The following is a 21,365-nucleotide window of genomic DNA, read 5'->3' as shown; positions in this document are numbered from 1 at the left end:
TCACTCCCGCCCGAGTATCGCGGCGGCGGCCTCCACGCCCTCGCGGGTCCCGATGACGATGAGCGTGTCACCGCCGGAGAGCCGGAAGTCCGGCGTGGGGGAGGGGATCGCCTCGGCCCGGCGCAGCACCGCCACGATGGACGCACCCGTGTCGGTGCGGATCCGGGACTCGCCCAGCAGCCGGCCGTTCCAGTGCGAGGTGCCGGACAGTTCGATCCGCTCGGCGACGAGCCCCAGGTCGGTCGTGGACAGCAGGTTCGGCGTGTGGTGCGCGGGCATCAGCGCGTCGATGAGCGTCGCCGCCTCCTCCGCCGTCAGACGCACCGACAGGTCGCAGGCGTCCGGGTCGTCCTCGCGGTAGGCGCTGATCGTCCGGTGGCCGTCGCGGTGGGCGACCACGGACAGCCGGCGGCTGTTGCGGATCGTCAGGTCGTAGCGGACACCTATGCCCGGCAACGGCGTACTGCTCAGGCGTGGCGCGCTCATGTCTGTCCCCCTTCCGTCGGCGTGCGTGTTCTTCGATGACTCCGCGTGTGGGGGGCCGCGCCCGGACGAGCGTCCAGATCCCGGCCGGTGAGCTCATCCTAGGCGGCTGTGCGCGACCGCACCCGTCCTGCGTGGGCTACCTGGAGGGGGCCGGGACAGGGGATCCGGACGGGAAAGGAGTGGCCGTGGGCAGCCTCGCGGTCGCCCCCTCCACCTGCCGCACGGTGCCCGTCCCGGGCCGGGTGCCCGTGCCGCTGGACAACTGGGACCAGGCTCCCAGAGCCAGAGCCACGGCGGCAGCAGTGGCGACGACCCGTCCCGCACGCCGGACCTTCGCACGGCGGTCCAGGTCGCCCCAGGCCACGCGGACCCACAGGTCCTCCGGTTGCCACAGGTCGCCGACGGTGTACGGGGGTTGGAGCCGCCGTCCGGCCGCCCGCTCCCGCGCGGAAGGTTCCCTGGGGGCAAAGGCGCGTATGGCCTGCTCGCTGTCCGTGAGGAACCTCTGCCACACGTCGTCCGGGATCGGGGGAGTGCCGTCCGGCTCGTCGGGCGTTCCCCGTCCGCCCGGTCCTTCGCTGGTCACGTCCCGTCATCTCCTCTCCGACCCTCGGCCCGCATCAGGGCGCAACGCAAGATCAGTATGCCGTCCGGTGCGGGAGAGCGCCCCTTCGCGGGGTCCGGTGAAGGGAGTCCGAGGCCGACTTGGCACCGCCGAGCGCGGGGTGGAGCCGCCGTCGACCGAGAGCAGCGCAGTCGCCGTGGGAGCGCGGCAGGGGGGCGGAGGCGCCTCGCGGCCTCCGCCCCACACCGGTCAGACGACGGCGGGTGCCTCCGGCAGGACGTGGTCGCCGACCTTGTCGGTGCTCAGGCAGAGCGAGCAGACGACCGCGTCGTGCGTCAGACAGGCGGCCACGTCCGGCCGCTCGAACCGCTGTCGGCACACGTGGCATGCGTAGGTGACGGCGCTGGGGTTGCCGTCCTCGTCGAGCAGCGGCTCGGCGATGCCGTCGTCGGTGCGGCGCAGGTAGTACCTGCCCTTGGTGACCACGGCCATCAGCGGGGTGACGACGAACGCGATGACGGCGGCGGCGACGGGGGAGTACGGCTGGAGCGTGTCGCCCAGTCCGTGGAAGTACATGGCGATGGACAGCGCGGAGGCGGCGACGAAGGACACGACCCCCACCGGGTTGACGGCGTAGAGCATGCCGCGGCGGAACTCGGGGGCGTGCGGGGACAGCTTCAGCACGTACTTGTTGATGCCGATGTCGGTGGCCACGGTGACCACCCAGGCGATCGCGCAGTTCGAGTAGAAGCCCAGGATGCTGTTGAGGAAGCTGAACATGTCGGCCTCCATCAGAACGAGCGCGAAGCCCAGGTTGACCAGGACGAAGACCAGCCGGCCCGGGTAGCGCCGCGTGACGCGGGTGAAGGAGTTGGTCCAGGCGAGGGAGCCGGAGTACGCGTTCGTCACGTTGATCTTGATCTGGCTGATCACGACCAGGGCCACGGCCAGCGGAAGGACGAGCCAGGACGGCATCATGGCGTCGAAGGCGTGCGTGAACTGCTGGATCGGCTCGGGCGCGGCGGTGGGGCCGACCTCGGCGATGATGTACACCGCGAGGAACACGCCGATCGCCTGCTTCAGCGCGCCCAGCACCACCCAGCCTGGGCCGGCCATCACCACGGCCGTCCACCAACTGCGCTTGTTGGCCTCGGTCTTGGGCGGCATGAAGCGCAGGTAGTCGATCTGCTCGCCGATCTGCGCGATCAGCGACAGACACACGCCCGCGCCCAGCAGCACGGAGGCGGTGTTGACGCCGCCTTCCCCTTCGGTGCCCGCGTAGGCGAGGAAGCGGTCGACGGTCCCCGGGTCGGTGGCGACCAGGTAGACCAGCGGGCCGACCATCAGCAGCAGCCAGATGGGGGTGGTCCACACCTGGAGCTTGCTCAGCGCCGTCATGCCGTAGACGACCAGCGGGATCACCATGAGCGTGGATACCAAGTAGCCCAGCCACAGCGGCAGTCCGAGGCCCAGCTTCAGGCCCTGGGCCATGATCGAGCCTTCGAGGGCGAAGAAGATGAAGGTGAAGCTGGCGAAGATGACGCTGGTGAGGACCGAGCCGAAGTAGCCGAAGCCCGAGCCGCGCGTGATCAGGTCCAGGTCGATGTTGTAGCGGGCCCCGTAGTAGGCCAGCGGGAAGCCGGTCACGAAGATGACGACGGCGGCGACGGCGACAGCGAGCAGCGCGTTGCCCGTCCCGTGGGCCAGACCGATGCCGGCGCCGATGGAGAAGTCTGCCATGTAGGCGATGCCGCCGAGCGCGGTCGTCGCCACCACCATCGGGGTCCAGCGCCGGTAACTGCGTGGCGCGAAGCGGAGCGTGTAGTCCTCGAGGGTCTCCTTGACGGCCTGGTCGGCGCCCGGTGCTGCCTTCCGCGCGGGTTCCGGCTCGGTGACCTCGGCCAGTCGTGGCTCGGTACTCATGCCACGCCTCCTTGCTGCGGGTTGGGGACTGACAAGGCAGGCACGGTAGGCAGCGGTCGTTACCCCTAAATACTTCCAGCGTGAAGGGAGTGTTTCGGAGCCAACGCGCCAGGGCCGGGGGGCTGTTCTACGGCACCCCGAGCTCGAACAGCACAAACCCGCGTACGACCCGGGGGCAGCGCGGCCGTGCCGAGCACCGCGGCCAGGGAGGGCCATCGGAGCCGGCGCAGGGTGAGGCCGAGCGGAATGAACGGCGCGATCGCCACGGCGCCCAGCGGACGCAGGACCCCGTCCGCACGCCGGCGCAAGTACAGCAGCGCGGCGACCGCGAGCGCGGTGACCAGCGCGGCGGCGGTGGGCCGGCAGAGCCCGGCCGCGCAGGTCAGCAGCCCGGCGGTGAGCCAGCGGCGGGACATGACGGCGTGACAGGCCCATGCGGCGAGGGCCGTGTAGAGGGACTCGGAGGAGCCCGACCACTCCGTGCCCGAACCGGGCAGACCGCCTACAGCCCGGCCGCGACCAGCCCGGCCCGGTGGCCGCCCAGCCGTTGCGTCACCGTGTGGATGCCGAGGCCGGCGGCGGTCGACGCGATGACGGAGACCGTCATGCCGGCGCCGTACAGGCCGAGTCCGGTGCACTCCGAGACCAGCCGCATCAGCGTGGGGTACAGCGGGAAGAACGCTGCCGAGTTGCCCTCCAGGCCGCGGGGGAGGCGCCGAGTCTGCATGCGATCCACCTCACCCTGAGCGGTGGGCGCGCAAAAAGGGCCCGTGCACAGGCACGGGCCCTTCTGGTCAGCTCTGTCCGGCGACGACGCTACGTGCGGTCACCCTTCGGCTTGCCCCGCTGGTCGGGCGTGCCGTGCGGCGGCGGGCTGAAGGGCTGCGGGGACGTGGCCGGTGACACCGGAGAGCCCCCGTGCCCCTCACCCGTCTCGGGACGCAGCGCGCCCGGATCGCCGGACGTCGGCTCGGCGCCCTCGCGCAGCTGCTCCAGGCGGGACCCCAGCAGCTCGGTCACCGGCAGCCGGTCGGCGTGCGACCGCTCGTACGCCAGCAGTTCCTCCACCTCGTCCGCGGACAGCGACCGCACACGGCTCTCCAGGCCGCCGATCGGCAGATGGTCGTAGTCCGGCAGCGGCAGCGTGTTGCGGGCGGGATCAGCCATGGTTCTCACTTCCCTGTGTACGACGTGTACGACGTGGGGTGCGGAGCGGAGTGCGGGGAGCGGGGATCAGCGGCCGCCCGGGCCGCCGCTGCCGAACGAGCCGCTGCTGCCCTCGTTCCAGCGGGGACGCTCCTGGGTCGCGCTCCTGCGGTCGCTCTGGTTGCCGTGCGCCTTCAGCTCGTGCGGCGTCAGACGCTCCTGGCTTCTCGGCACCTCCTCGGGCTCCCGGCGCTCACTCGTCTCACGGACCGGGCCGCCGTCGGGCAGTCGCGGCTGCTCGTCGGGCCGCGGCGTGGGCAGCTCCCTGCGCTTGACGCGCACGCCGAGGACGAAGGCCCCCAGCAGCAGGGCCACGACCACCACACCCGCCACGATCAGCCCGATGCCGAGGGCCCCACGGCCCGCGGCCATCTCCATCCATGCGCTAGTCATGGCACGCGAGTACCCCTGGGCCTCACCATGAACCTGCTCACCCCGACCGGGCGGACCGGGTCTTCGACCGGTTCTCCTTGCGGACGGCGTCCAGCAGCTCCGCCTTCGACATCCGCGACCGCCCCTCGACACCGAGCCGCTTCGCGAGGTCGTACAGGTGCTCCTTCGAGGCACGCTCGTCGACGCCCTCGCCGCTGCGGCCGCCCTGCTGCCGGGGCCGGGCCGAGCGCGGGTCCGACGGGCCCTTTCGGCCGCCCTCCTTGCGCTCCCAGTGGTCGCCGACCTTCTCGTGGGTGTGCTTCAGCGCCCCGAAGGCCACGCGGTGCGCGCGCTCGCCCTCGCCGTACTGCTCCACGGCCGAGTCGTGCGCCTTGATCCAGGTGCGCTGCGCTTCCTTGGAGGACCGCTCCAGGGTCGACGGGAGTTCCTCTCGCCCGGGCATGTGACTCACCTCCGTGCGTCGTCGTTCCCGGGCCTGCCGGGTGCCCGGTCGCCGGGGCCGGAAAACCGTACGGAACCCTTGGCGGCACCGGGTTTGACCGGCATCGGCGGGGCTACCCGCGCGGTGTGACGACATCCCAGCAGGAGCTGTTCCGGTTCCTGGAGGACCGCTTCGCCTGTGCCCAGGCGTGCACCGAGTGCGCCCGGGCGTGCGCGTTGCGCGCGAGCCTCGTGGATCCCGACGGCACCGAGAACCAGGAACTCGTACGACGCAAGGGCATCATGTGCGCGGAGGTCTGTGACGCGACCTGCCGTGTGCTGTCCGAGCAGAACCAGGTGGACGAGACCACCATCCGCGTCCAGGTGGAGTGGTGCCGGACCGTGTGCCTGGAGGCGGCACACGCCTTCGACCGGCAGGCCGGGGCGGAGGACTCGGCGGCGGCGTGCCGTGCGTGCGCGCGGGCGTGCACCGACTTCCTCGCCACGCTGAACTGAGGAGGCCGTGCTGAACTGACGAGGCCGTGTACTGACGAGGCCGTGCTGGACTGAGGCGTTTCCGCCGTCCCGCGCCATTCCCAATTTCTGTAACACGTTCTACCGTGTGCGCCGACAGGACCGGCCTTGGGAGCCTGGAGGCGCCGTGCACCTCGAATACACGCCCGAGCAGCAGCGGCTGCGCACCGAACTGCGCGCCTACTTCGCCGAACTGGTCCCGGACCACGCGTACGCCCGGCACGGCGACCCGGCCACCCAGAAGCGGTTCTACCGAGAGACCATCCGGCGGCTCGGCGCGGACGGCTGGCTCGGCGTGGGCTGGCCCAAGGAGTACGGCGGGCGCGGCCTGACCGCGATGGAGCAGTTCATCTTCTTCGACGAGGCCGCCCAGGCCGGCGTCCCGCTGCCGCTCATGGCGCTGAACACCGTCGGCCCGACGATCATGCAGTACGGCACCGAGGAGCAGAAGGCGTACTTCCTGCCGCGGATCCTCTCCGGCGAGATCGACTTCGCCATCGGCTACAGCGAGCCCGGCGCGGGCACCGACCTCGCGTCCCTGCGCACCCGGGCGGTGAGGGAGGATGGGGGCACCCCCCGCTCGAGCGAAGCCGAGAGCGGGGGAGAATACGTCGTCAACGGCCAGAAGATCTGGACGACCAACGGCGACACGGCCGACTGGGTGTGGCTGGCGGTCCGTACGGATCCCGCCGCCCCGCCGCACAAGGGCATCACCATGCTCCTGGTGCCGACCACCGACCCCGGCTACTCCTGCACCCTCATCAACACCCTCGCCTCGCACGACACCACGGCCAGCTACTACGAGAACGTCCGCGTCCCCGTCTCCCACCGGGTCGGCGCCGAGAACCAGGGCTGGCGGCTGATCACCAACCAGCTCAACCACGAGCGCGTGACCCTGGCCGCCCACGGCACCATGGCGATCCGCGCCCTGCGCGACGTGCAGCGCTGGGCGATGGAGACCAAGCTCGCCGACGGCCGCCGCGTCGCCGACCTGTCCTGGGTACGCCGCCTGCTGGCCCGGACCCACGTCCGGCTGGACGCGCTGAAGCTGCTCAACTGGCGGATGGTCGGCGCGGTGCAGGACGGCACCCTCACCCCGCAGGACGCCTCCGCCGTCAAGGTCTACGGCTCCGAGGCCCGCCGCGACGCCTACGCCTGGCTCCTGGAGATCGTCGCCGCCCCCGGCGCGCTGAAGGAGGGCTCGGCGGGCGCGGTGCTGCACGGCGAGCTGGAACGCGGCTACCGCTCGGCGGTCATCTTCACCTTCGGCGGCGGCAACAACGAGATCCAGCGGGAGATCATCTCGTGGATCGGGCTGGGGATGCCGCGGGTGCGACGCTGACAGGGCGCACGGCGGCCCCGGACTGCCTGATTGCATCCCGTGGGATGTGCCGCGTTCACGGGGCACATCCGGGCGCGGCATGACGCGCGTAGACCCGGGGCCGCAGCCATCGGGTGCATGAGGGCACGGCCTCACCCGCCTGCCTGCGCCCTGCTACGTCAGGCCAGCCTCGGCAGCTGCGCCAAGCGCACCGTCCTGGACGAGTTCGGCGCACCGATGGGCGGCGCAGGCGCGGACGCCGGCAAGGACTACAACAACGCCAGCAGCACCGACAACTTCGTGTGGTACCTGCGCGCGGACACCGACGCCGCCCACGAACTCGGCATGGGCGCGGTCTACTGGCCTGCCATCGGCGGCAAGTACCAGGAGTACCCCGACCACGACTACTACTCGCTCTTCGACCTCGAGGGCAGCGGTGCCGACCTGACGCTGGGCATCCGCAACATCAGCGGTATCGACGCCGTCAAGCGTGCCTGGGGTGCCGACCCCGGCTCACACACGAGCATCCTGCGCAACGCCGACGGCAACGGCTGCCTCGACGTCCCCTATGCCAGTCACGACAACGTCCAGGTCCAGGTCTACGACCAGTGCTCGGGCGGCGCCAACCAGCAGTGGACCCTGACGCCCTCCGGGCAGCTCACCGTCTACGGGGGCACGAAGTGCCTGGACGCCTACCGCGAAGGCACGAGCAACGCCACCGAAGTCGGCACCTAACCAGCTAGCGGGAATCTCCACTGGGCGAACACGCCCGCAGGCCGGTCGCGGACGCCAAGAGCCGCGACCGGCAGGCCGCAGCGGATGGACACGGATCGCCCGGACAAGGGCAGCCGGGAGCTGCCCTGCCCTCCCGCCTTGATCAACGAGAAGATCATCTCGCCCGGACGGTCGACGTGCCAGAGCTCTTCGGGTGCGCGGGCGCGGTGATCTCCCTTTTGAGGATCTTGCCACTGGGGCCGGTCGGCAGCGTGTCCACGAGCCACACCTGGCGCGGGTACTTGTACGCCGCCACGCGCTCCTTGACGAACTGCTGGAGCTCGGCGGGCGTGGCCTGGGCCTTCGGTCGCAGCACTACCGCGGCTGCGATCTCCTCGCCCAGATGCGCGTCGGCCACGCCCACCACCGCGGCCAGCGCGACGGCCGGGTGCTCGTGGAGCACCTCCTCGATCTCGCGCGGGTAGACGTTGTAGCCGCCACGGATGATCATGTCCTTCTTGCGGTCGACGATGTACAGGTAGCCGTCCTCGTCCTGGCGCGCGAGGTCGCCGCTGCGCAGCCAGCCGTCCGGGATGGTGGCCGCCGTCTCCTCCGGGCGGTTCCAGTAGCCCTTCATCACGTTCGGCCCGCGGACGGCCAGTTCGCCGATCTCGCCGGGAGCCACGTCCTGGCCCTTGTCGTCGAGGAGCCGCACCTCCACGTCCTTGATCGGGGTGCCGATGGATCCGGCCTTGCGCGGCCGGTCGGGGTGGTTGAAGGTGACGACGGGACTGGTCTCGGACATGCCGAAGCCCTCCAGCACCATGCACCCGAAGCGCCGCTCGAACCCGTGCAGGATCTCCACCGGCAGCGAGGCCCCGCCGGAGACGCACATCCGCAGTGTGGACACGTCGGCTTCCGAGGGGTGCTGGAGGAGTGCGGCGTACATGGTCGGTACGCCCTCGAAGATCGTCGCCCGGTCGCGGGCGATGGCGTCCAGTACGGTCTGCGGGTCGAAGCGGGGGATCAGGGTGAGCGAGGCACCGGCGCGGATCGTCACACTCATCGTGCAGATCTGGCCGAAGATGTGGAACAGCGGCAGACAGCCCACGACCACGTCGTCCGCCGTCATCTGCTGCACATGGACCGCGTTGACCTCGGTGTTGTGCCGCAGTCCGGCGTGCGTGAGGGTGGCGCCCTTGGGCCGGCCGGTGGTGCCGGAGGTGTACAGCAGCACGGCAACGTCCTCGCCGTCCGGCTCGCTCACCTCAGGCAGCGGTTCGTGACCGGCCAGCAGGTCCGCGAAAGCGGCGGGCTCGACGGCCATGTGCCGCACCCCGGCGGCGGCCGCGCCCAATGCGCCCTCGCCAGGAGCCTGATGCCACTCCAAGAGCAGCACCGCGCCGGAGTCGTTCAGGTGGTACTCGGTCTCCCGGGTCTTCAGCAGCGGGTTCATCGGCACGACGACCGCTCCGGCGCGCAGCACGCCGTAGTACAGGACGACGAACTCGGGAACGTTGGGCAGCATCAGAGCGACCCGGTCTCCCGGTCGTACACCCTCGGCCCGCAGCAGTGCGGCGGCGCGGGCGCTGCGCTCGTCGAGCTCCGCGTAACTGGTGAGCTGGCCCCCCAGCCGCAGTGCGGGGCGTTCCGGCTGCCGCCGTGCCGTCTCCACCAGGAACTCAGCCAGATTGGCCATGACCGCCTCCACGAACGTCGCCGTCGAAATCCGCTGTTCACGTTGACGACATCGTGCAGATGTCCGTGGCGACGGCCTATGTGTGCTATGACAGCGTCTGCCCTCCCGGATTGTTCCCGAGTACAAAGCAGCGGCGTTACGCTGCGGGAATGAACCTCTCAGGGGTGGTCTCGGCGCTGCAGGCGAGACTGCCGGAACTGGGCGAGCGGATGGCGCAGATCATCCGCTCGGACGTCGATGCCTACCAGAACGAGTCGCTGATCCCCTTCGACTCCCTGCGCCGCTCGTGCACCGCCAACGCGGACCTGCTCCTGAACCAGCTCGGCCGCGCGGACGCGCAGGACCCGAGCCCGGCCAGGGAGACCGGCCGCGTCCGCGCCGAGCAGGGCGTGCCGCTGGCGGACACCCTGCACGCGTACCGGATCGGCTTCGAGCTGGTGTGGACGGAGATCCTCGCCGAGGCACGCAACCGTCCCGAGGTCGATGACGCCCAGCTGGTGTCCCAGTCCGCGGAGATCTGGGCCCTGTTCGGCCGTTACGCCGAGGCGGTGGCGGCGGCCTACCGGGAGACGACCGCCGAGCTGACCTCGCGGCGTCAGGCGCGCCGCTCGGCACTGGTGGAGGCGCTGTTCACCGGAGTCATCGCCGACCGCACGCTGTGGGAGGCCGCTCGTGAGCTGGGCCTGCCGGACCGCGGCCCCTACGTCGTCGTCGCTGCGGCGGCCGACGCACCCGGCGAGGAGCCGCTGGCCGGGACGGAGGCGGCACTGCGTCAGGCCCAGGTCCACTTCGCCTGGCGGCTGCTGCCCGATCAGCAGATCGGCCTGGCCGCCGTGCCAACGGCGACCATGGACAGAACCTGCCTGCGCATCCTGCGCCGCTCCGGCGCCCGCGTAGGCATCAGCCCGTGCTTTCACTCGCTGCGGGACACCCCCCAAGCTCTTCGCTTCGCCCGGCTTGCTCTGGCCGGCCTCCAGGGCACAGGCCCCGGCGTCGCGCGGTTCGACGACGACCCGCTGGCGATGGTCGTCGCCGCGGCCCCGGCCGAGGCGGCGCACCTGGTGGAGGCGGTCCTTCAGCCCCTGCTCGATCTGCCGGCCGCGGAGCGGGCTCGTCTCCTGGAGACCGTGGAGCACTGGTACGCCGCCGCCGGCTCCGCCGCTGACGCGGCGCGAAGTCTCTTCGTCCATCCCAACACCGTCCGCTACCGGCTGCGCCGCGTCGAGGAGCTGACGGGCCGCTCCCTGTCCGATCCGCGAGCGGCGGCGGACATCCGCGCGGCGCTCCTGGCGGCCCGCCGGGCGAGCGCGTCATCCGGTGACGTGATTGGGTAAATCGACTGCGTACTGCTGCCGCCGTGGCCGCAGCCGGCGGACGACCGGCTGTGCCTGCGGGGCAGGGCATCCTGTACGTGCTCTGCAAACGGCGACAGATGCCGGCTGCTGCCGTTGGAGCCGGGGATGGACTCCGGGCGGGCCTGCTGGCGAGGTTCAGTATGCAGCCCCTCGGCCTGCTCGGGTGCCACCAGCGGTTCAGACGTACCGGCGCAGGGCGTCCGAGATCGGCTTGGCACCGCCGTGCGCGGTGAGGCCGCCGTCCACGGGGATCTCGGCTCCGGTGATGAAGGACGCTTCGTCGGAGAGGAGGAAGGTGACGAGCGGGGTGATCTCGTCGACGGTTCCCGTGCGGCCGAGCGGTGTCTCGCGGATGTTCGCCTCGCGGAACGCGGGAGCGGCGGAGGCGGTCATCTCCGTCTCGATGAATCCGGGATGGATGATGTTCACGCGGATGCCACGGGGCCCCAGTTCCATGGCGGCGGTCCTCGACAGGCCGCGCAGCGCCCACTTGCTGGCCGTGTACGCGACCGGGTAGTGGGCGGTCAGCGCCGCCGACGAACCGACGTTCACGATCGACGACCCCGCGCGCATCAGCGGCACCAGGTGCTGGATGCCCAGCAGCGGCCCGGTGACGTTGACGGCGTGGACGCGGGCCATGTCCTCGGGGCGCACGGCGTCCAAACCGGCGCGCCAGGTGATGCCCGCGTTGTTGACCAGGCCGTGCACTAGCCCGTACGCCTCGCGCAGTTCGGCGGCCAGTTCCGCCCAGTCCGTCTCACTGGTGACGTCGAGGCGGCGGCAGCCGGGGGCCTCCGTCACGTCGGCGGCGATCACCCGGGCGCCCTCGCATGTGAGTGCCTCGGCCTCCGCGGCGCCCTGGCCGCCGGCCGCGCCCGTGACCACGACGACCTTGCCGGCGAGCCTCTTGGGGTGGAGGTTGGTCACGGCCGCTCCCGGGGGCGGCGCCGGGCGACGGGAACCGGCAGCGGGTCGGGGCCGGGCACCACGGTGTTGGCGACGGATCCGATGCCCTCGACGGTGAGCGTGACCGTGTCGCCGGGTTTCAGCGGCGGCGGGTCCTGCTTGCCTCGTACGCCCCACAGTTCGGCGAGGCAGCCTCCGTTGCCGCAGGTGCCGGAACCGAGGACGTCCCCGGGGCGGACGACGGTGCCGCGCGAGGCGTAGGCGACCAGCTCCTCGAAGGTCCAGCTCATGTTGGACAGCAGGTCCCTTCCCACGACCTCGCCGTTGACCTCCGCCGTCAGTGCCAGGCGCAGGAAGTCGTCCGCGTCCCGGTACCGCTCCAGCTCGTCGGCGGTGACCAGGTAGGGGCCCAGCGTGGTGGCGGTGTCCTTGCCCTTGCAGGGGCCGAGGCCGACCTTCATCTCGGCGGACTGCAGGTCACGGGCCGTCCAGTCGTTGAAGACGGTGTAGCCGACGATGTGGTCGCGGGCCTGCTCGGGGGTGAGGTCGCGGCCCTCCTTGCCGATCACGGCGGCGACCTCGAGCTCGAAGTCGAGCAGGCTCGACCCAGGGGGCACGGGGATGTCGTCGTGCGCGCCGTACACCGCGTAGGGGTTGGTGAAGTAGAAGGTCGGCGCCGCGTACCACCGCTCCGGCATCCCGGCGGCCCCGTCCACGGAGCGCCGTACGCCCTCGACGTGTTCCTCGAAGGTGACGAAGTCCCGCACGGTGGGCGGCTGGAGCGGCGGCAGCAGCCGCACTTCGGAGATGTGGGGACCGGCCTGGGCGTCGAGCAGCCTGGTGCCCGCGTCGAGCAGTTCCGGCATGCTGCCCGCCTCGGTGAGCAGTCCGGTCAGGGAGTGGACACCGGACAGGGGGCGGAGTGTGCCGTCCTTGTCGACGACGGCCACCTGGTGTTGGTCGCGGTGTTCGTACGTGGCGAAGCGCATGGGAGGGGTCCAGTCGGCGTGGGGCGGGCGGGCAGGCACGGAGGCGCCGGGGGCGCGGAGTTCGGTCACGGCAGGACAGCGGATCACCGCGCCCCTGGTGGCTGGAGGACTCTGCCGGCCGGGCGGTCAGACCGGCGGCGCGACGAACACGCCGCGGTCGACGTCGTTGAACGACTCCTTGACGATGAGTTCGTTCATCGGGTTCGCGGTGCCCCACTGGTCGGTGACCTCGGGCTGCGAGAAGTCGTAGACGTGGGGGTGCCAGGTGTCCTCGTCCAGTTCCTCCAGCTCGGTGGTGTACTCGACGGTGTTGCCGTGCGGGTCGAGGAAGTAGGTGAAGGTGTTGTCGCCCGCCATGTGCCGGCCCGGGCCCCAGAGCTTGCGGGCGCCGGAGCGCATCACACGGCCCGAGCCGCGCATGTACTCGTCCAGGCCGCGCATCTCGAAGGAGACGTGGTGCAGGGAGGTGTGCGGGCCCTTGGCGATGGCCATCGAGTGGTGCTGGTTGCTGATCCGCATGAAGTGCATGACCTCGCCCATGTGCGGCGAGCCCAGCGTGTCGGAGAGACGGAAGCCGAGGTGGCGCTCGTACCACTCACGGGTCTTGTTCAGGTCGGGGGAGTTGAGCACCACGTGCGACAGACGGACCGGGATCGACTCCTTCTCCTCCACCCTGCGGTGCTGCCTGGCCTCGACGTCGGCGGAGACCTCGATGGTGCGACCGTCGACGTCGAAGAAGCGGAAGCCGTAGCCACCACCGGGGGTGTCCACCTTTCCCGGCTGGGAGATCAACTGCACGCCCTGCGAGAGGAGTTGCTCGGCCAGCGTGTCGACGTCGGCCGGGCTGCCCGCCCCGTAGGAGACCAGGTCGAGGCGCTTCTCGTCGGCCTGGCGCAGTCGTACGACGTACTGTTCGGGGCTGCCCTCGGCGGCGAGGAAGGAGATCCCTGAGTCCTCGGCGACCTTGGTCAGGCCCCAGACGCCGGCGTAGAAGTCGAGCTGCTTGTCGTAGTCGGGCACGGCGAGGTCGACGTGCCGCAGGTGGGTGAGCAGGCGGTTGCTCATGGGGGTCCTCCTCAGGCGAGGTTGAGCAGTGCGGCGGCGTTTTCGCCGCGGATGGCGTGGAAGTCGGGGTCGGGCAGGTCCGCGGCGCCCAGCGCGCCCAACGGGTCCTCGATGCCCATGTCGAAGGGGAAGTCGGAGCCGAGCAGTACCCGGTCCGCGCCCGCGGCGCGCACCAACTCCCGCAGAACGTGCGGGTCGTGGACGAGGGTGTCGAAGTACAGCTGCTTCAGGTAGCTGCTCGGCTCACGGGCGCAGTCCCGGGCGTCGGGGCGGACCCGCCAGGCGTGGTCGGAGCGGCCGATGTGGGTGGGCAAGTAGCCGCCGCCGTGCGCCGCGATCAGCTTCAGGCCCGGATGGCGGTCCAGGACGCCGGAGAAGATCAGGTGGGAGAGGGCGACGGCGTTCTCGGTGGGCTGGCCGACGGTGTTGGACAGGTACCACTGGTCCAGTCGCTCGTCGAGCGTGCAGCCGAACGGGTGCAGGAAGACCAGGGCGCCGGCCTCCTCCGCGCGAGCCCAGAAGGGTGTGAGCCGCGGGTCGGAGAGTTCCACCGCTCGTGTTCCGCCCCGCCCTGGCGCGTGCGAGGACAGCTCCACGCCCCTCAGGCCCTGGTCCAGTGCGTGGTCGAGCAGGGCGACGGCGAGGTCGGGGTGTTGGAGGGGGACCAGCCCGAGGCCGTGAAGCCGGTCGGGGGCCTTGGCGCAGTGTGCCGCGGTCCCCTCGTTGGCCAGCCGGCAGACCCGCTCGGCCGGCCGGGGCTCGGCCCAGTAGTGGTAGTGCGACGGCGAGGGGCTCACCAGCTGCACGTCCACGCCGACCGCGTCCATGGCAGCGAGGCGCACGGTGACGTCCGTCAGCTTCGGCACGCGCGCGCCGACCATGGGACCGTTCACGGCCAGGGCCGCCGGCCCGTTGCGGCGGGCGTCGAGGTCGCGGGCCTCGGCGAGGCCGGGGTGACCGGCGACGGCCTCATCCACCTCCGGGAGCAGGAGGTGGGCGTGGACGTCGATCGTCGGTGTCGGCAGGTGTTCCGTCACGGGAGTTCCTTCAGCGCGTTCATGGTGCGGCCCACCAGTCCGGGCACGTCCGCGTCGCGCACCCTGTCGAGAAGCCACTGGCCGATCTGGACGGAGGCGTCGACGACCATGCGTACGCGGGGCAGGCGCCGTGCGTGGTAGTCGGTGAAGAGCCGGTCGTCCCAGTCGTCGCGGGTGGTGAGCAGCTCGGCGAGGACGGAGGCGTCCTCCAGGGACATCGCCGCGCCCTGGGCGAAGGTGGGCGGGCAGCAGTGGGCGGCGTCCCCGACCAGCACGACCCGGCCGCGGTGCCACGGGCCCTCCACGAGGTGGCGGTGGAACCAGGTGTAGTTGACCTTGGCCGGGTCGTCGATGTGTTTCGTGATCTCGGGCCAGAAACCGCCGTAGGCCTGGGCCAGCCGACGCATCTCGTCCGCGTACGTGGCCGGGTCGATGGAGGCCCGGTCGCGGCTGGCCTCGACGACGTACGCGTAGATGGTGTTCTCGCTGGTGGGGCAGTAGCCCGCGATGTAGGCGGGGCCGCCGTACGCCAGGTCCGTGCGGGTCAGGCCCTCGGGGCGGGGGGCCGCGATGCGCCAGATCGCCATGCCGGTGGGCTCGGGTCTGTCGGTGATGCCGACCGCGGCGCGGGTGGCGGAGTTCAGGCCGTCCGCGGCGATCACCAGGTCGTAGCGGCCCTCGGTGCCGTCGCTGAAGCGGACCGAGACGCCGTCGGCGTCCTGTTCCAGGGTGTCGACGGTGGTGCCCAGGCGGACGTCGGCGCCGGAGGCGCGGACCGCGTCGATGAGGATCTGCTGGAGCCGCGGGCGCTGCATGCCGAGGGTGGCGGGCAGGTCGTCGCCGCCGGTCTGGAGGTCCTCGGCCACGAAGAGGACGGTGCCGTCGGGGGCGGTCATGCCCAGCGAGCCGAAGGCGAATCCCGAGGCGCTCACCTGCTCCCACACGCCCAGTTCGCGCAGGACGCGCAGGGCGTTGCCCTGGAGGGTGATACCGGAGCCGGTGGTGGCGTTCCAGTCGGGCTTGGCCTCGATCAGGTCCACGCTGACACCGGCACGGCGCAGCAGGATGGTGACGGCGTTGCCGGAGGCGCCCCCGCCGATGACGAGGACGGTGGGGCTCCCCCCGCTCGAGCGAGGTCGGGAGTGGGTGAGGGTGTCAGCCATGTCGGGGAACCTCCCGAGGTTGGGCCGCGCGGCTTCGGGCGGCGGTGTGCGGCTCGCCCGCTGGGAGCGCGGGCCGGGGGTGGGGACGGGGTGCGAGGTCGGGACGGTGTGCGGGACCGGGTGCGCCGCTGCTGTCAGGGGAGGGTGGCGCCGCACGCGGCGGGTCGGCGCCGATGGCCGGCGGCCGAGCGGGTCGGCGGCCGGGTGCCGGGGCGGTCGGCGAGCACCGGGTTGGCGGCCGGTCGCTGGGCGGCTGAGCGCGTCGTCGGCCGGGCGGGTTACTTGACGGCGATGGGGTTGACCGGGGAGCCGACGGCTCCGGTGATGGGCAGCGGTGCGGCGGTCAGCCAGAACTCGTACACGCCGTCCGCCGCGCAGTCCTCGGCGAGGGCGTCCAGGTCCCACATCTCGCCGATCAGCAGGCCCATGTTGGGGATGACGACCTGGTGCAGCGGCTGGAAGGCGTTGTCGAACTCGTTCGGCCGTACCTCGAAGCCCCAGGTGTCGGTGGCGATCGCGGCGGTCTCGGTACGGTGCAGCCAGCCGGCGGTGGTGAACGACAGACCGGGCGCGGGGCCGCCCGCGTAGTCGCCCCAGCCGTCACGCCGGGCGCGGGCGAGGCGCCCGGTGCGGACGAGGACGATGTCGCCGCGTCCGACGCTCACGCCGTGGGCCTCGGCGGTCGCGGTCAGGTGCTCCGTGGTGATCGCGAAACCGTCGGGCAGTTCCGGCCTGCCGTCGTCGTCGCCGATGACCCGGGCCACGTCCAGGAGTACGCCCCGACCGGCCACGTACGGGGCCATGTGCTCGATGCCGGTGACAAGGTCACCGTCGGAGGTGACCACCTTCTCGGCCGCCCGCCCGTTCCACGCCTTGCCGTGGTCGAAGATGTGCCCGAGCCCGTCCCACTGGGTGGAGCACTGCAGCGGCATCGCGATCACGTCGTCCGCGCCGCCGATACCGTGCGGGAAGCCCTGGTTGCCCAGCGCCGCGTCGGTGCCGGTGTCGAGCATGGTGTGCACCGGGTTGGTGCGCCTGCGCCAGCCCTTCTGCGGGCCGTCCATGTCGAACCGCTGCGAGAGGGAGAAGCTCACGCCCCGGCGCACCAGTGCCGCGCCTTCTCGCCGCTTGGCCTCGTCGAGGAAGTTCAGCGTGCCGAGCACGTCGTCCTCGCCCCAACGTCCCCAGTTGGAGTACGCCTTGGCGGCCTCGGCGACCGCACCCTCCGGGTCGTGGCGGTCCAGGCTCATGACTTCTCCTCCACACAGCGGGTGCGCTGCCTACCCAGCCCGGTGATGGACCCCTCCATGACGTCACCGTCGCGCAGCAGCCGCCCCCAGTGGATGCCGTTGCCGGCCGGGCTTCCGGTCAGCACCAGGTCGCCGGGCAGGAGCCGGGAGGTCTGCGAGATGTACGACACCAACCGCGCGACGCCGAAGAGCATGTCCTTGGTGGACTCGTCCTGCATGGTCTCGCCGTTCAGCTTCAGCGTGACCCGCAGGTCACCCGGGTCGGCGATGGACTCGGCGGGGACGATCCAGGGCCCGAGCGGGGTGAAGCCGGGGGCGTTCTTGCAGCGCAGCCAGTCGGTGCCGATCGCGGGCATGTCCCGCCGGAAGACGGTCGCGCGGTCGGTGAGGTCGTTGGCGATCGTGTAGCCGGCGACGTACTCCAGGGCCTCCTCGACGGAGACCCGGTAGGCGGGCCTGGCGATCACGGCCGCCAACTCCAGCTCCCAGTCCGGCTTTTCGGCCCATGCGGGGAGTACGACGTCGTCGTACGGACCCGCGATGGTGGTGGGCAGCCCGATGAACACGTACGGCAGGTCCTCGGCGGCCCGGCGGTCCATGACCGCGGCGATCTCCGCGCGGGCCTCCTCCACGGTGCGCGGGTCGTCGGGGGAGCGGTGGGCGACCTCGAGGTCGATCACGTGCCGGCGGTAGTTGGCGCCGGACTGGAAGATCTGGCGGGGCTCCAGCGGGGCGTGCACGCGCAGGCCGTCCAGCGGCCGCCAGCCCAGAGCGTCGTCGTCCGCCAGGGCGTGCAGGACGGGGAGTGTCTCCTCCCAGCGTTCCAGTACGGCACGCACGTCGGACGGTGCCCAGTCCAGGGCTCTGCCCAGGTCGAGCACCCGCTCCTTGGCCAGGAGACCGGGAAACGGTTCCCCGTCCGCAGCGGAGACCGTGCCGAGCGCGAATGGGCCGGCAGGTTGCACGAGCGTTGCCATCGGATTTCCTCCTGCTGGGTTGCGGTCTACTGTGACCGCGATCGGCGGATCACGGAAATCGCTCCTATGGATGCGTCGAATCCATGACGTGGATGGCTCTTGCTCGCATAGGCGGTGCCCGATGAACCTGTCCCGACTCGACCTCAATCTGGTCCTCGCCCTGCGCGCGCTGCTGGAGGAGCGCAATGTGACCCGGGCCGGCGAGCGCGTCGGGCTGAGCCAGCCAGCCATGAGCGCGGCGCTGTCCCGACTGCGCCGCCATTTCGACGACGAATTGCTCGCCCGCACCGGCAACAGCTACGAGCTGACACCGCTCGGTGTGGCCCTGCGGGACCGCAGTGCCACCGCGTGCGACCTGCTGGAGCGTGTCTTCTCCAGCCAGGCCGACTTCGACCCGGCCGCCGAGACCCGCGAGTTCACCCTGCTCGCCGCCGACTACGGCGCGGCCGTGTTCGGAGCCGCGCTCGCCCGCGTCCTGCACCAGGAGGCACCCGGCATCCGGCTCACCTTCCAGCACCCGGCGCCCTCCGTCGTGGAGAACACCGCCGCCGTGCTGAGCACGGTCGACGGACTGCTGATGCCGCACGGCGTCATCGACGGCTTCCCCTTCGTCGACCTCCACCAGGACCGCTGGCTGTGCATGATCGCCGACGACCACCCCGAGATCGGCCACGAACTCACCCTCGACCAGCTGGCCCGCCTGCCCTGGGCCGTCTACCAGCGCCCCTACGACGCCCCGGCCGCCCGCCAGCTGAGCATGCTCGGCATCAGCCCCCACGTGGAGGTGTCCGTCCAGACCTTCCAGTTGCTGCCGCACATGGTCGAGGGCACCCGCCGGGTCGCGATGATCCAGGAGCGTCTGGCGCGCCGGGCGGTCCGTTCCGCCGCGGTGCGGGTCCTGCCCTGCCCGTTCGAGGCGGTGCCGGTGCAGGAGGCGATGTGGTGGCACCGGGTGCACACCCAGGACGCGGCCCACATCTGGCTGCGGCAGAAGGCCGCGGAGGTGGGCGCGACGCTGACGGGCCACGGCACGGCGGAGGCACCGTCCGCCGGACAGGGCGCCGGGCCGGCGCCGGGCCGGCTCTGAATCACGGCCCGGGACCGGCACGAGCCGTCCCCACGGGTCGCCGTGGGGACGGGTTCCAGGGCGTGCGGCCGGTCCGCTGCCGCGTTCGCTACGTCTGCAGCGTCTGCTGTGTTCAGGCCGCCTGCTCCGGCAGCGGCTGGGGGGCGACGGCGTCCGCGCGGCGGCGAGCCGCCGGCAGTCCCGCCGCGACGAGGGCCGCGGCCAGCCCCAGCATGCCCACCGCACCGGCGAGAGAACCGACCGCCGACTCCAGGCCCAGCAGCACCAGCGGGCAGACGAACGCACCGCCGAAGAAGGCCGCCGTCCACAGCCCCGTGCCCCGGCCGCGGTCCTCGAACGCCAGGCGGGACATGGCACTGGTGAGGAGGGCGGGCAGCAGCATGCCCGTGCCCAGACAGTTGACCACCGCCCCGACGACCAGCAGCGGGGCGTTGCCGGCGAGGAACATCACCCCGAAACCGGCCGCGCAGACCGCGAAGACTGCGGGCAGCATCGGGTCCGGGGAGCGCTTCAGCCGGGCGAAGATCACCGCTCCGGCCACGGTGGCGGCACTCGCGATCGCCGTGGCCGGACCGATGACGCCGGGGTCCTCCACACCGATGTCGTCGAGCAGGTACGCCATCTCCACCGGGACCGTGTAGAAGACCATCGCTCCGAAGAAGGTGAGGGCGCAGATCCCCGCCAGCGGCCGCCAGGGGAACGGACGCCCGGTCGTGGCCACGGCCGGGGCCTCGTGGGTGGCCGCGCGGGCCGCCGGGTGGGGCAGAGCGGCGGCCATCAGCGGGGCGATCACCAGGGCCACGGCGTAGATCCAGAAGGGCACGCGCCAGCCCGCCGCTCCGACGGCGCCGCCGACCACGAAGAAGGCGGTGGCCGACGCGGAGGTGCACACGGCCTGCAGCGCCAGGTACTTCACCCGCTGCCGGCCGCTGTAGTAGTCGCCGATCAGTGTGGTGCAGCAGGTCATGATGGCGGCCTCGGCGACGCCGACCAGGGCGCGGCTGGCTATGATCGCGCCCAGCGAGTCCAGCCAGAGCGGCGCCGTTCCGAACACGGCGTACAGGACGGTCGCCACGATCAGCAGGCGCTTGCGGCCGAGCCGGTCCACGATCACCCCGGCGAACGGTGCCAGCAGCGCCAGCGACAGCGCCGGAACGGTCAGCGCGAGGGGCACCAACGCCTTCGCACCCGGCGTCGAGGCGAAGTGGTCCTGCATCCTCGGCAGCACCGGGGCGATCAGCACCGCGCCCAGGATCGGCAGACAGCTGCCCACCATCAGCAGCGTCAGGCGCACCGCATGAGCGGGGCCCGACACGGCGACGGGCGAAGGAGCACCGTCGTCGACCACGGCGGAGGGCGGGGTCGGGGACACGGAACCGGGCATGGCGACTCCAGGGGCAGGCGTACGAGGGTGGGCATGCCTTCTCGGGCGCCGACGGCACACGGCATGCTGGGGACGACCGCACGTCGGCGGCTGGTCCGGACAGCGGCGTGCGGGTAGCTGCGACTATGGGCCGCCGGGGGCCGCATCGCCATGCTCCGCGCGATCCGAATCCCGTATCCGGCCCATCCACGGCGTGGATGGGCCGTGCCGCCGACGGTAAGTGGATCGACCGGTTCAACGCGGTCAGCCCGGCCCGGTGGACACCCCGCGGTACGTCCAAGCTCGGGATCGAGGACCCCGCCGGCGCATCAGCGCGTCGGCACCCATCATGAGGGTCCACGGCGCGGTGATACCGAGTTCGATCGCGCCGCCGCGCGTCCACGGTCCGTCGTCCGGATCGGACCACGTGACCGTCGGTGCGATCGCCTTCAGCTCCGGCGGGTTGGACAGCGCCGCCATCCACTGCGTGTTGCCGAAATAGCTGCGCCGATCATGCCGACGGAGCCGTTCGCCCCGGGAAGGGCGGCAGCCCACCGTACGGTGTCGTACCCGTCGCTCTCCTCGTGCGTCCACGGCTCCCACTCGCCCTCAAAGGCGAATCGGCCGCGGGTGTCCTGGAGCACCACCATGAAGCCACGCCGAGCCGCCGCCGGGGATCTGGGAGTGCGAGCGCCAGGGCCATCTGCTTCCCGTACGGCAGCCTGCTCAGCAGGACCGGCCACGGTCCGCTGCTGCCGGGCCGGTGGACATCCGCGCGCAGCACCGTGCCGTCACGCATCTCCGCGGGTACGTCGCACTCGATCTGGATCTCCGCCATGTGCTGCTCCATTGCCTGCGACGGCACCTTCGCGAGACATGGTTGATCGGGTCTCCACCCACGCGACACCCCGA

The 21,365-nt window shown here is 71.5% G+C and carries 20 protein-coding genes and 2 pseudogenes; 5 read left to right on the top strand and 17 right to left on the bottom strand.

Annotation, left to right across the window (positions count from 1 at the left end):
- From AC07F0_RS37665 to AC07F0_RS37635, 7 genes and pseudogenes are all read right to left on the bottom strand, one after another.
- Complete coding sequence (locus AC07F0_RS37665; RefSeq protein ID WP_478984614.1) at nt 1-486, bottom strand: cation:proton antiporter regulatory subunit; 486 nt, start codon at nt 484-486, stop codon at nt 1-3.
- Nucleotides 487-622: 136 nt separating this feature from the next.
- Complete coding sequence (locus AC07F0_RS37660; protein WP_478984612.1) at nt 623-1,072, bottom strand: hypothetical protein; 450 nt, start codon at nt 1,070-1,072, stop codon at nt 623-625.
- Nucleotides 1,073-1,300: 228 nt separating this feature from the next.
- Nucleotides 1,301-2,974: a purine-cytosine permease family protein gene (locus AC07F0_RS37655; RefSeq protein ID WP_478984611.1), complete on the bottom strand. Its 1,674-nt coding sequence runs from the start codon at nt 2,972-2,974 to the stop codon at nt 1,301-1,303.
- A 251-nt stretch (nt 2,975-3,225) separates the two neighbouring features.
- Nucleotides 3,226-3,674 (bottom strand): annotated as a pseudogene (locus AC07F0_RS37650) (hypothetical protein); the annotation flags it as partial.
- A gap of 116 nt (nt 3,675-3,790) precedes the next feature.
- A complete protein-coding gene (locus AC07F0_RS37645; protein WP_184992264.1) occupies nt 3,791-4,141 on the bottom strand; it encodes a DUF8129 domain-containing protein in 351 nt (116 codons plus the stop codon).
- Between the two features lie 66 nt (nt 4,142-4,207).
- Nucleotides 4,208-4,573 (bottom strand): DUF6479 family protein, encoded by a 366-nt coding sequence (locus AC07F0_RS37640; RefSeq protein ID WP_478984609.1) that lies wholly within the window; start codon nt 4,571-4,573, stop codon nt 4,208-4,210.
- Nucleotides 4,574-4,610: 37 nt separating this feature from the next.
- The gene (locus AC07F0_RS37635) at nt 4,611-5,015 is read right to left on the bottom strand and encodes a ChaB family protein (RefSeq protein ID WP_478984608.1); all 405 of its coding nucleotides are present in this window, start codon (nt 5,013-5,015) and stop codon (nt 4,611-4,613) included.
- Between the two features lie 125 nt (nt 5,016-5,140).
- Here AC07F0_RS37635 and AC07F0_RS37630 point away from each other — a divergent pair, with 125 nt between their 5' ends.
- The 3 genes from AC07F0_RS37630 to AC07F0_RS37620 all read left to right on the top strand — a co-directional run bounded on the left by AC07F0_RS37630 (nt 5,141) and on the right by AC07F0_RS37620 (nt 7,583).
- The gene (locus AC07F0_RS37630; RefSeq protein WP_478984606.1) at nt 5,141-5,509 is read left to right on the top strand and encodes a four-helix bundle copper-binding protein; all 369 of its coding nucleotides are present in this window, start codon (nt 5,141-5,143) and stop codon (nt 5,507-5,509) included.
- A 145-nt stretch (nt 5,510-5,654) separates the two neighbouring features.
- Nucleotides 5,655-6,869 (top strand): acyl-CoA dehydrogenase family protein, encoded by a 1,215-nt coding sequence (locus tag AC07F0_RS37625; RefSeq protein ID WP_478984605.1) that lies wholly within the window; start codon nt 5,655-5,657, stop codon nt 6,867-6,869.
- Nucleotides 6,870-6,986: 117 nt separating this feature from the next.
- Nucleotides 6,987-7,583, top strand: a complete 597-nt coding sequence (locus tag AC07F0_RS37620) for an RICIN domain-containing protein (protein WP_478984603.1) — start codon at nt 6,987-6,989, stop codon at nt 7,581-7,583.
- 154 nt (nt 7,584-7,737) lie between these two features.
- Here AC07F0_RS37620 and AC07F0_RS37615 read toward each other — a convergent pair whose 3' ends face one another.
- Nucleotides 7,738-9,261 (bottom strand): long-chain-fatty-acid--CoA ligase, encoded by a 1,524-nt coding sequence (locus tag AC07F0_RS37615; RefSeq protein ID WP_478984602.1) that lies wholly within the window; start codon nt 9,259-9,261, stop codon nt 7,738-7,740.
- A 149-nt stretch (nt 9,262-9,410) separates the two neighbouring features.
- Between AC07F0_RS37615 and AC07F0_RS37610 the strand changes: the two genes are divergently transcribed.
- A complete protein-coding gene (locus AC07F0_RS37610) occupies nt 9,411-10,595 on the top strand; it encodes a PucR family transcriptional regulator (RefSeq protein WP_478984600.1) in 1,185 nt (394 codons plus the stop codon).
- A 198-nt stretch (nt 10,596-10,793) separates the two neighbouring features.
- Here the strand turns inward: AC07F0_RS37610 and AC07F0_RS37605 are convergent, their stop codons facing one another.
- The 7 genes from AC07F0_RS37605 to AC07F0_RS37575 form a co-directional block, all read right to left on the bottom strand.
- On the bottom strand, nt 10,794-11,543 hold the full coding sequence (locus AC07F0_RS37605; protein ID WP_478984599.1) for an SDR family NAD(P)-dependent oxidoreductase: 750 nt from the start codon (nt 11,541-11,543) through the stop codon (nt 10,794-10,796).
- The gene (locus AC07F0_RS37600) at nt 11,540-12,511 is read right to left on the bottom strand and encodes a fumarylacetoacetate hydrolase family protein (RefSeq protein WP_478984675.1); all 972 of its coding nucleotides are present in this window, start codon (nt 12,509-12,511) and stop codon (nt 11,540-11,542) included. Before AC07F0_RS37600 ends, AC07F0_RS37605 begins: the two co-directional genes overlap by 4 nt.
- A gap of 126 nt (nt 12,512-12,637) precedes the next feature.
- The gene (locus AC07F0_RS37595; protein ID WP_478984598.1) at nt 12,638-13,576 is read right to left on the bottom strand and encodes a VOC family protein; all 939 of its coding nucleotides are present in this window, start codon (nt 13,574-13,576) and stop codon (nt 12,638-12,640) included.
- Between the two features lie 11 nt (nt 13,577-13,587).
- A complete protein-coding gene (locus tag AC07F0_RS37590; RefSeq protein ID WP_478984596.1) occupies nt 13,588-14,613 on the bottom strand; it encodes an amidohydrolase family protein in 1,026 nt (341 codons plus the stop codon).
- On the bottom strand, nt 14,610-15,776 hold the full coding sequence (locus AC07F0_RS37585; RefSeq protein ID WP_478984594.1) for an FAD-dependent oxidoreductase: 1,167 nt from the start codon (nt 15,774-15,776) through the stop codon (nt 14,610-14,612). The genes AC07F0_RS37590 and AC07F0_RS37585 overlap by 4 nt, the downstream gene beginning before the upstream one ends.
- Before the next feature lie 278 nt (nt 15,777-16,054).
- The gene (locus AC07F0_RS37580) at nt 16,055-17,026 is read right to left on the bottom strand and encodes a cyclase family protein (RefSeq protein ID WP_478984592.1); all 972 of its coding nucleotides are present in this window, start codon (nt 17,024-17,026) and stop codon (nt 16,055-16,057) included.
- Nucleotides 17,023-18,003: a fumarylacetoacetate hydrolase family protein gene (locus tag AC07F0_RS37575; RefSeq protein ID WP_478984590.1), complete on the bottom strand. Its 981-nt coding sequence runs from the start codon at nt 18,001-18,003 to the stop codon at nt 17,023-17,025. Before AC07F0_RS37575 ends, AC07F0_RS37580 begins: the two co-directional genes overlap by 4 nt.
- Nucleotides 18,004-18,124: 121 nt before the next feature.
- On the opposite strand from AC07F0_RS37575, the gene AC07F0_RS37570 reads away from it, so the two are divergent.
- Nucleotides 18,125-19,090 carry a LysR family transcriptional regulator gene (locus AC07F0_RS37570; RefSeq protein ID WP_478984588.1) on the top strand — a complete coding sequence of 322 codons (966 nt, stop codon included), beginning with the start codon at nt 18,125-18,127 and terminating at the stop codon, nt 19,088-19,090.
- 112 nt (nt 19,091-19,202) lie between these two features.
- Here the strand turns inward: AC07F0_RS37570 and AC07F0_RS37565 are convergent, their stop codons facing one another.
- Together AC07F0_RS37565 and AC07F0_RS37560 are read right to left on the bottom strand one after the other, a co-directional pair.
- Nucleotides 19,203-20,474: an MFS transporter gene (locus tag AC07F0_RS37565; protein ID WP_478984587.1), complete on the bottom strand. Its 1,272-nt coding sequence runs from the start codon at nt 20,472-20,474 to the stop codon at nt 19,203-19,205.
- A 243-nt stretch (nt 20,475-20,717) separates the two neighbouring features.
- Nucleotides 20,718-21,252: pseudogene (locus AC07F0_RS37560) on the bottom strand (CocE/NonD family hydrolase).
- Nucleotides 21,253-21,365: the final 113 nt, after the last annotated feature.

The sequence above is a fragment of the Streptomyces sp. NPDC045955 genome (assembly GCF_056430805.1).
The sequence above is the reverse complement of the archived record's forward strand: the minus strand, read 5'-3'. Positions and strand labels throughout refer to the sequence as shown.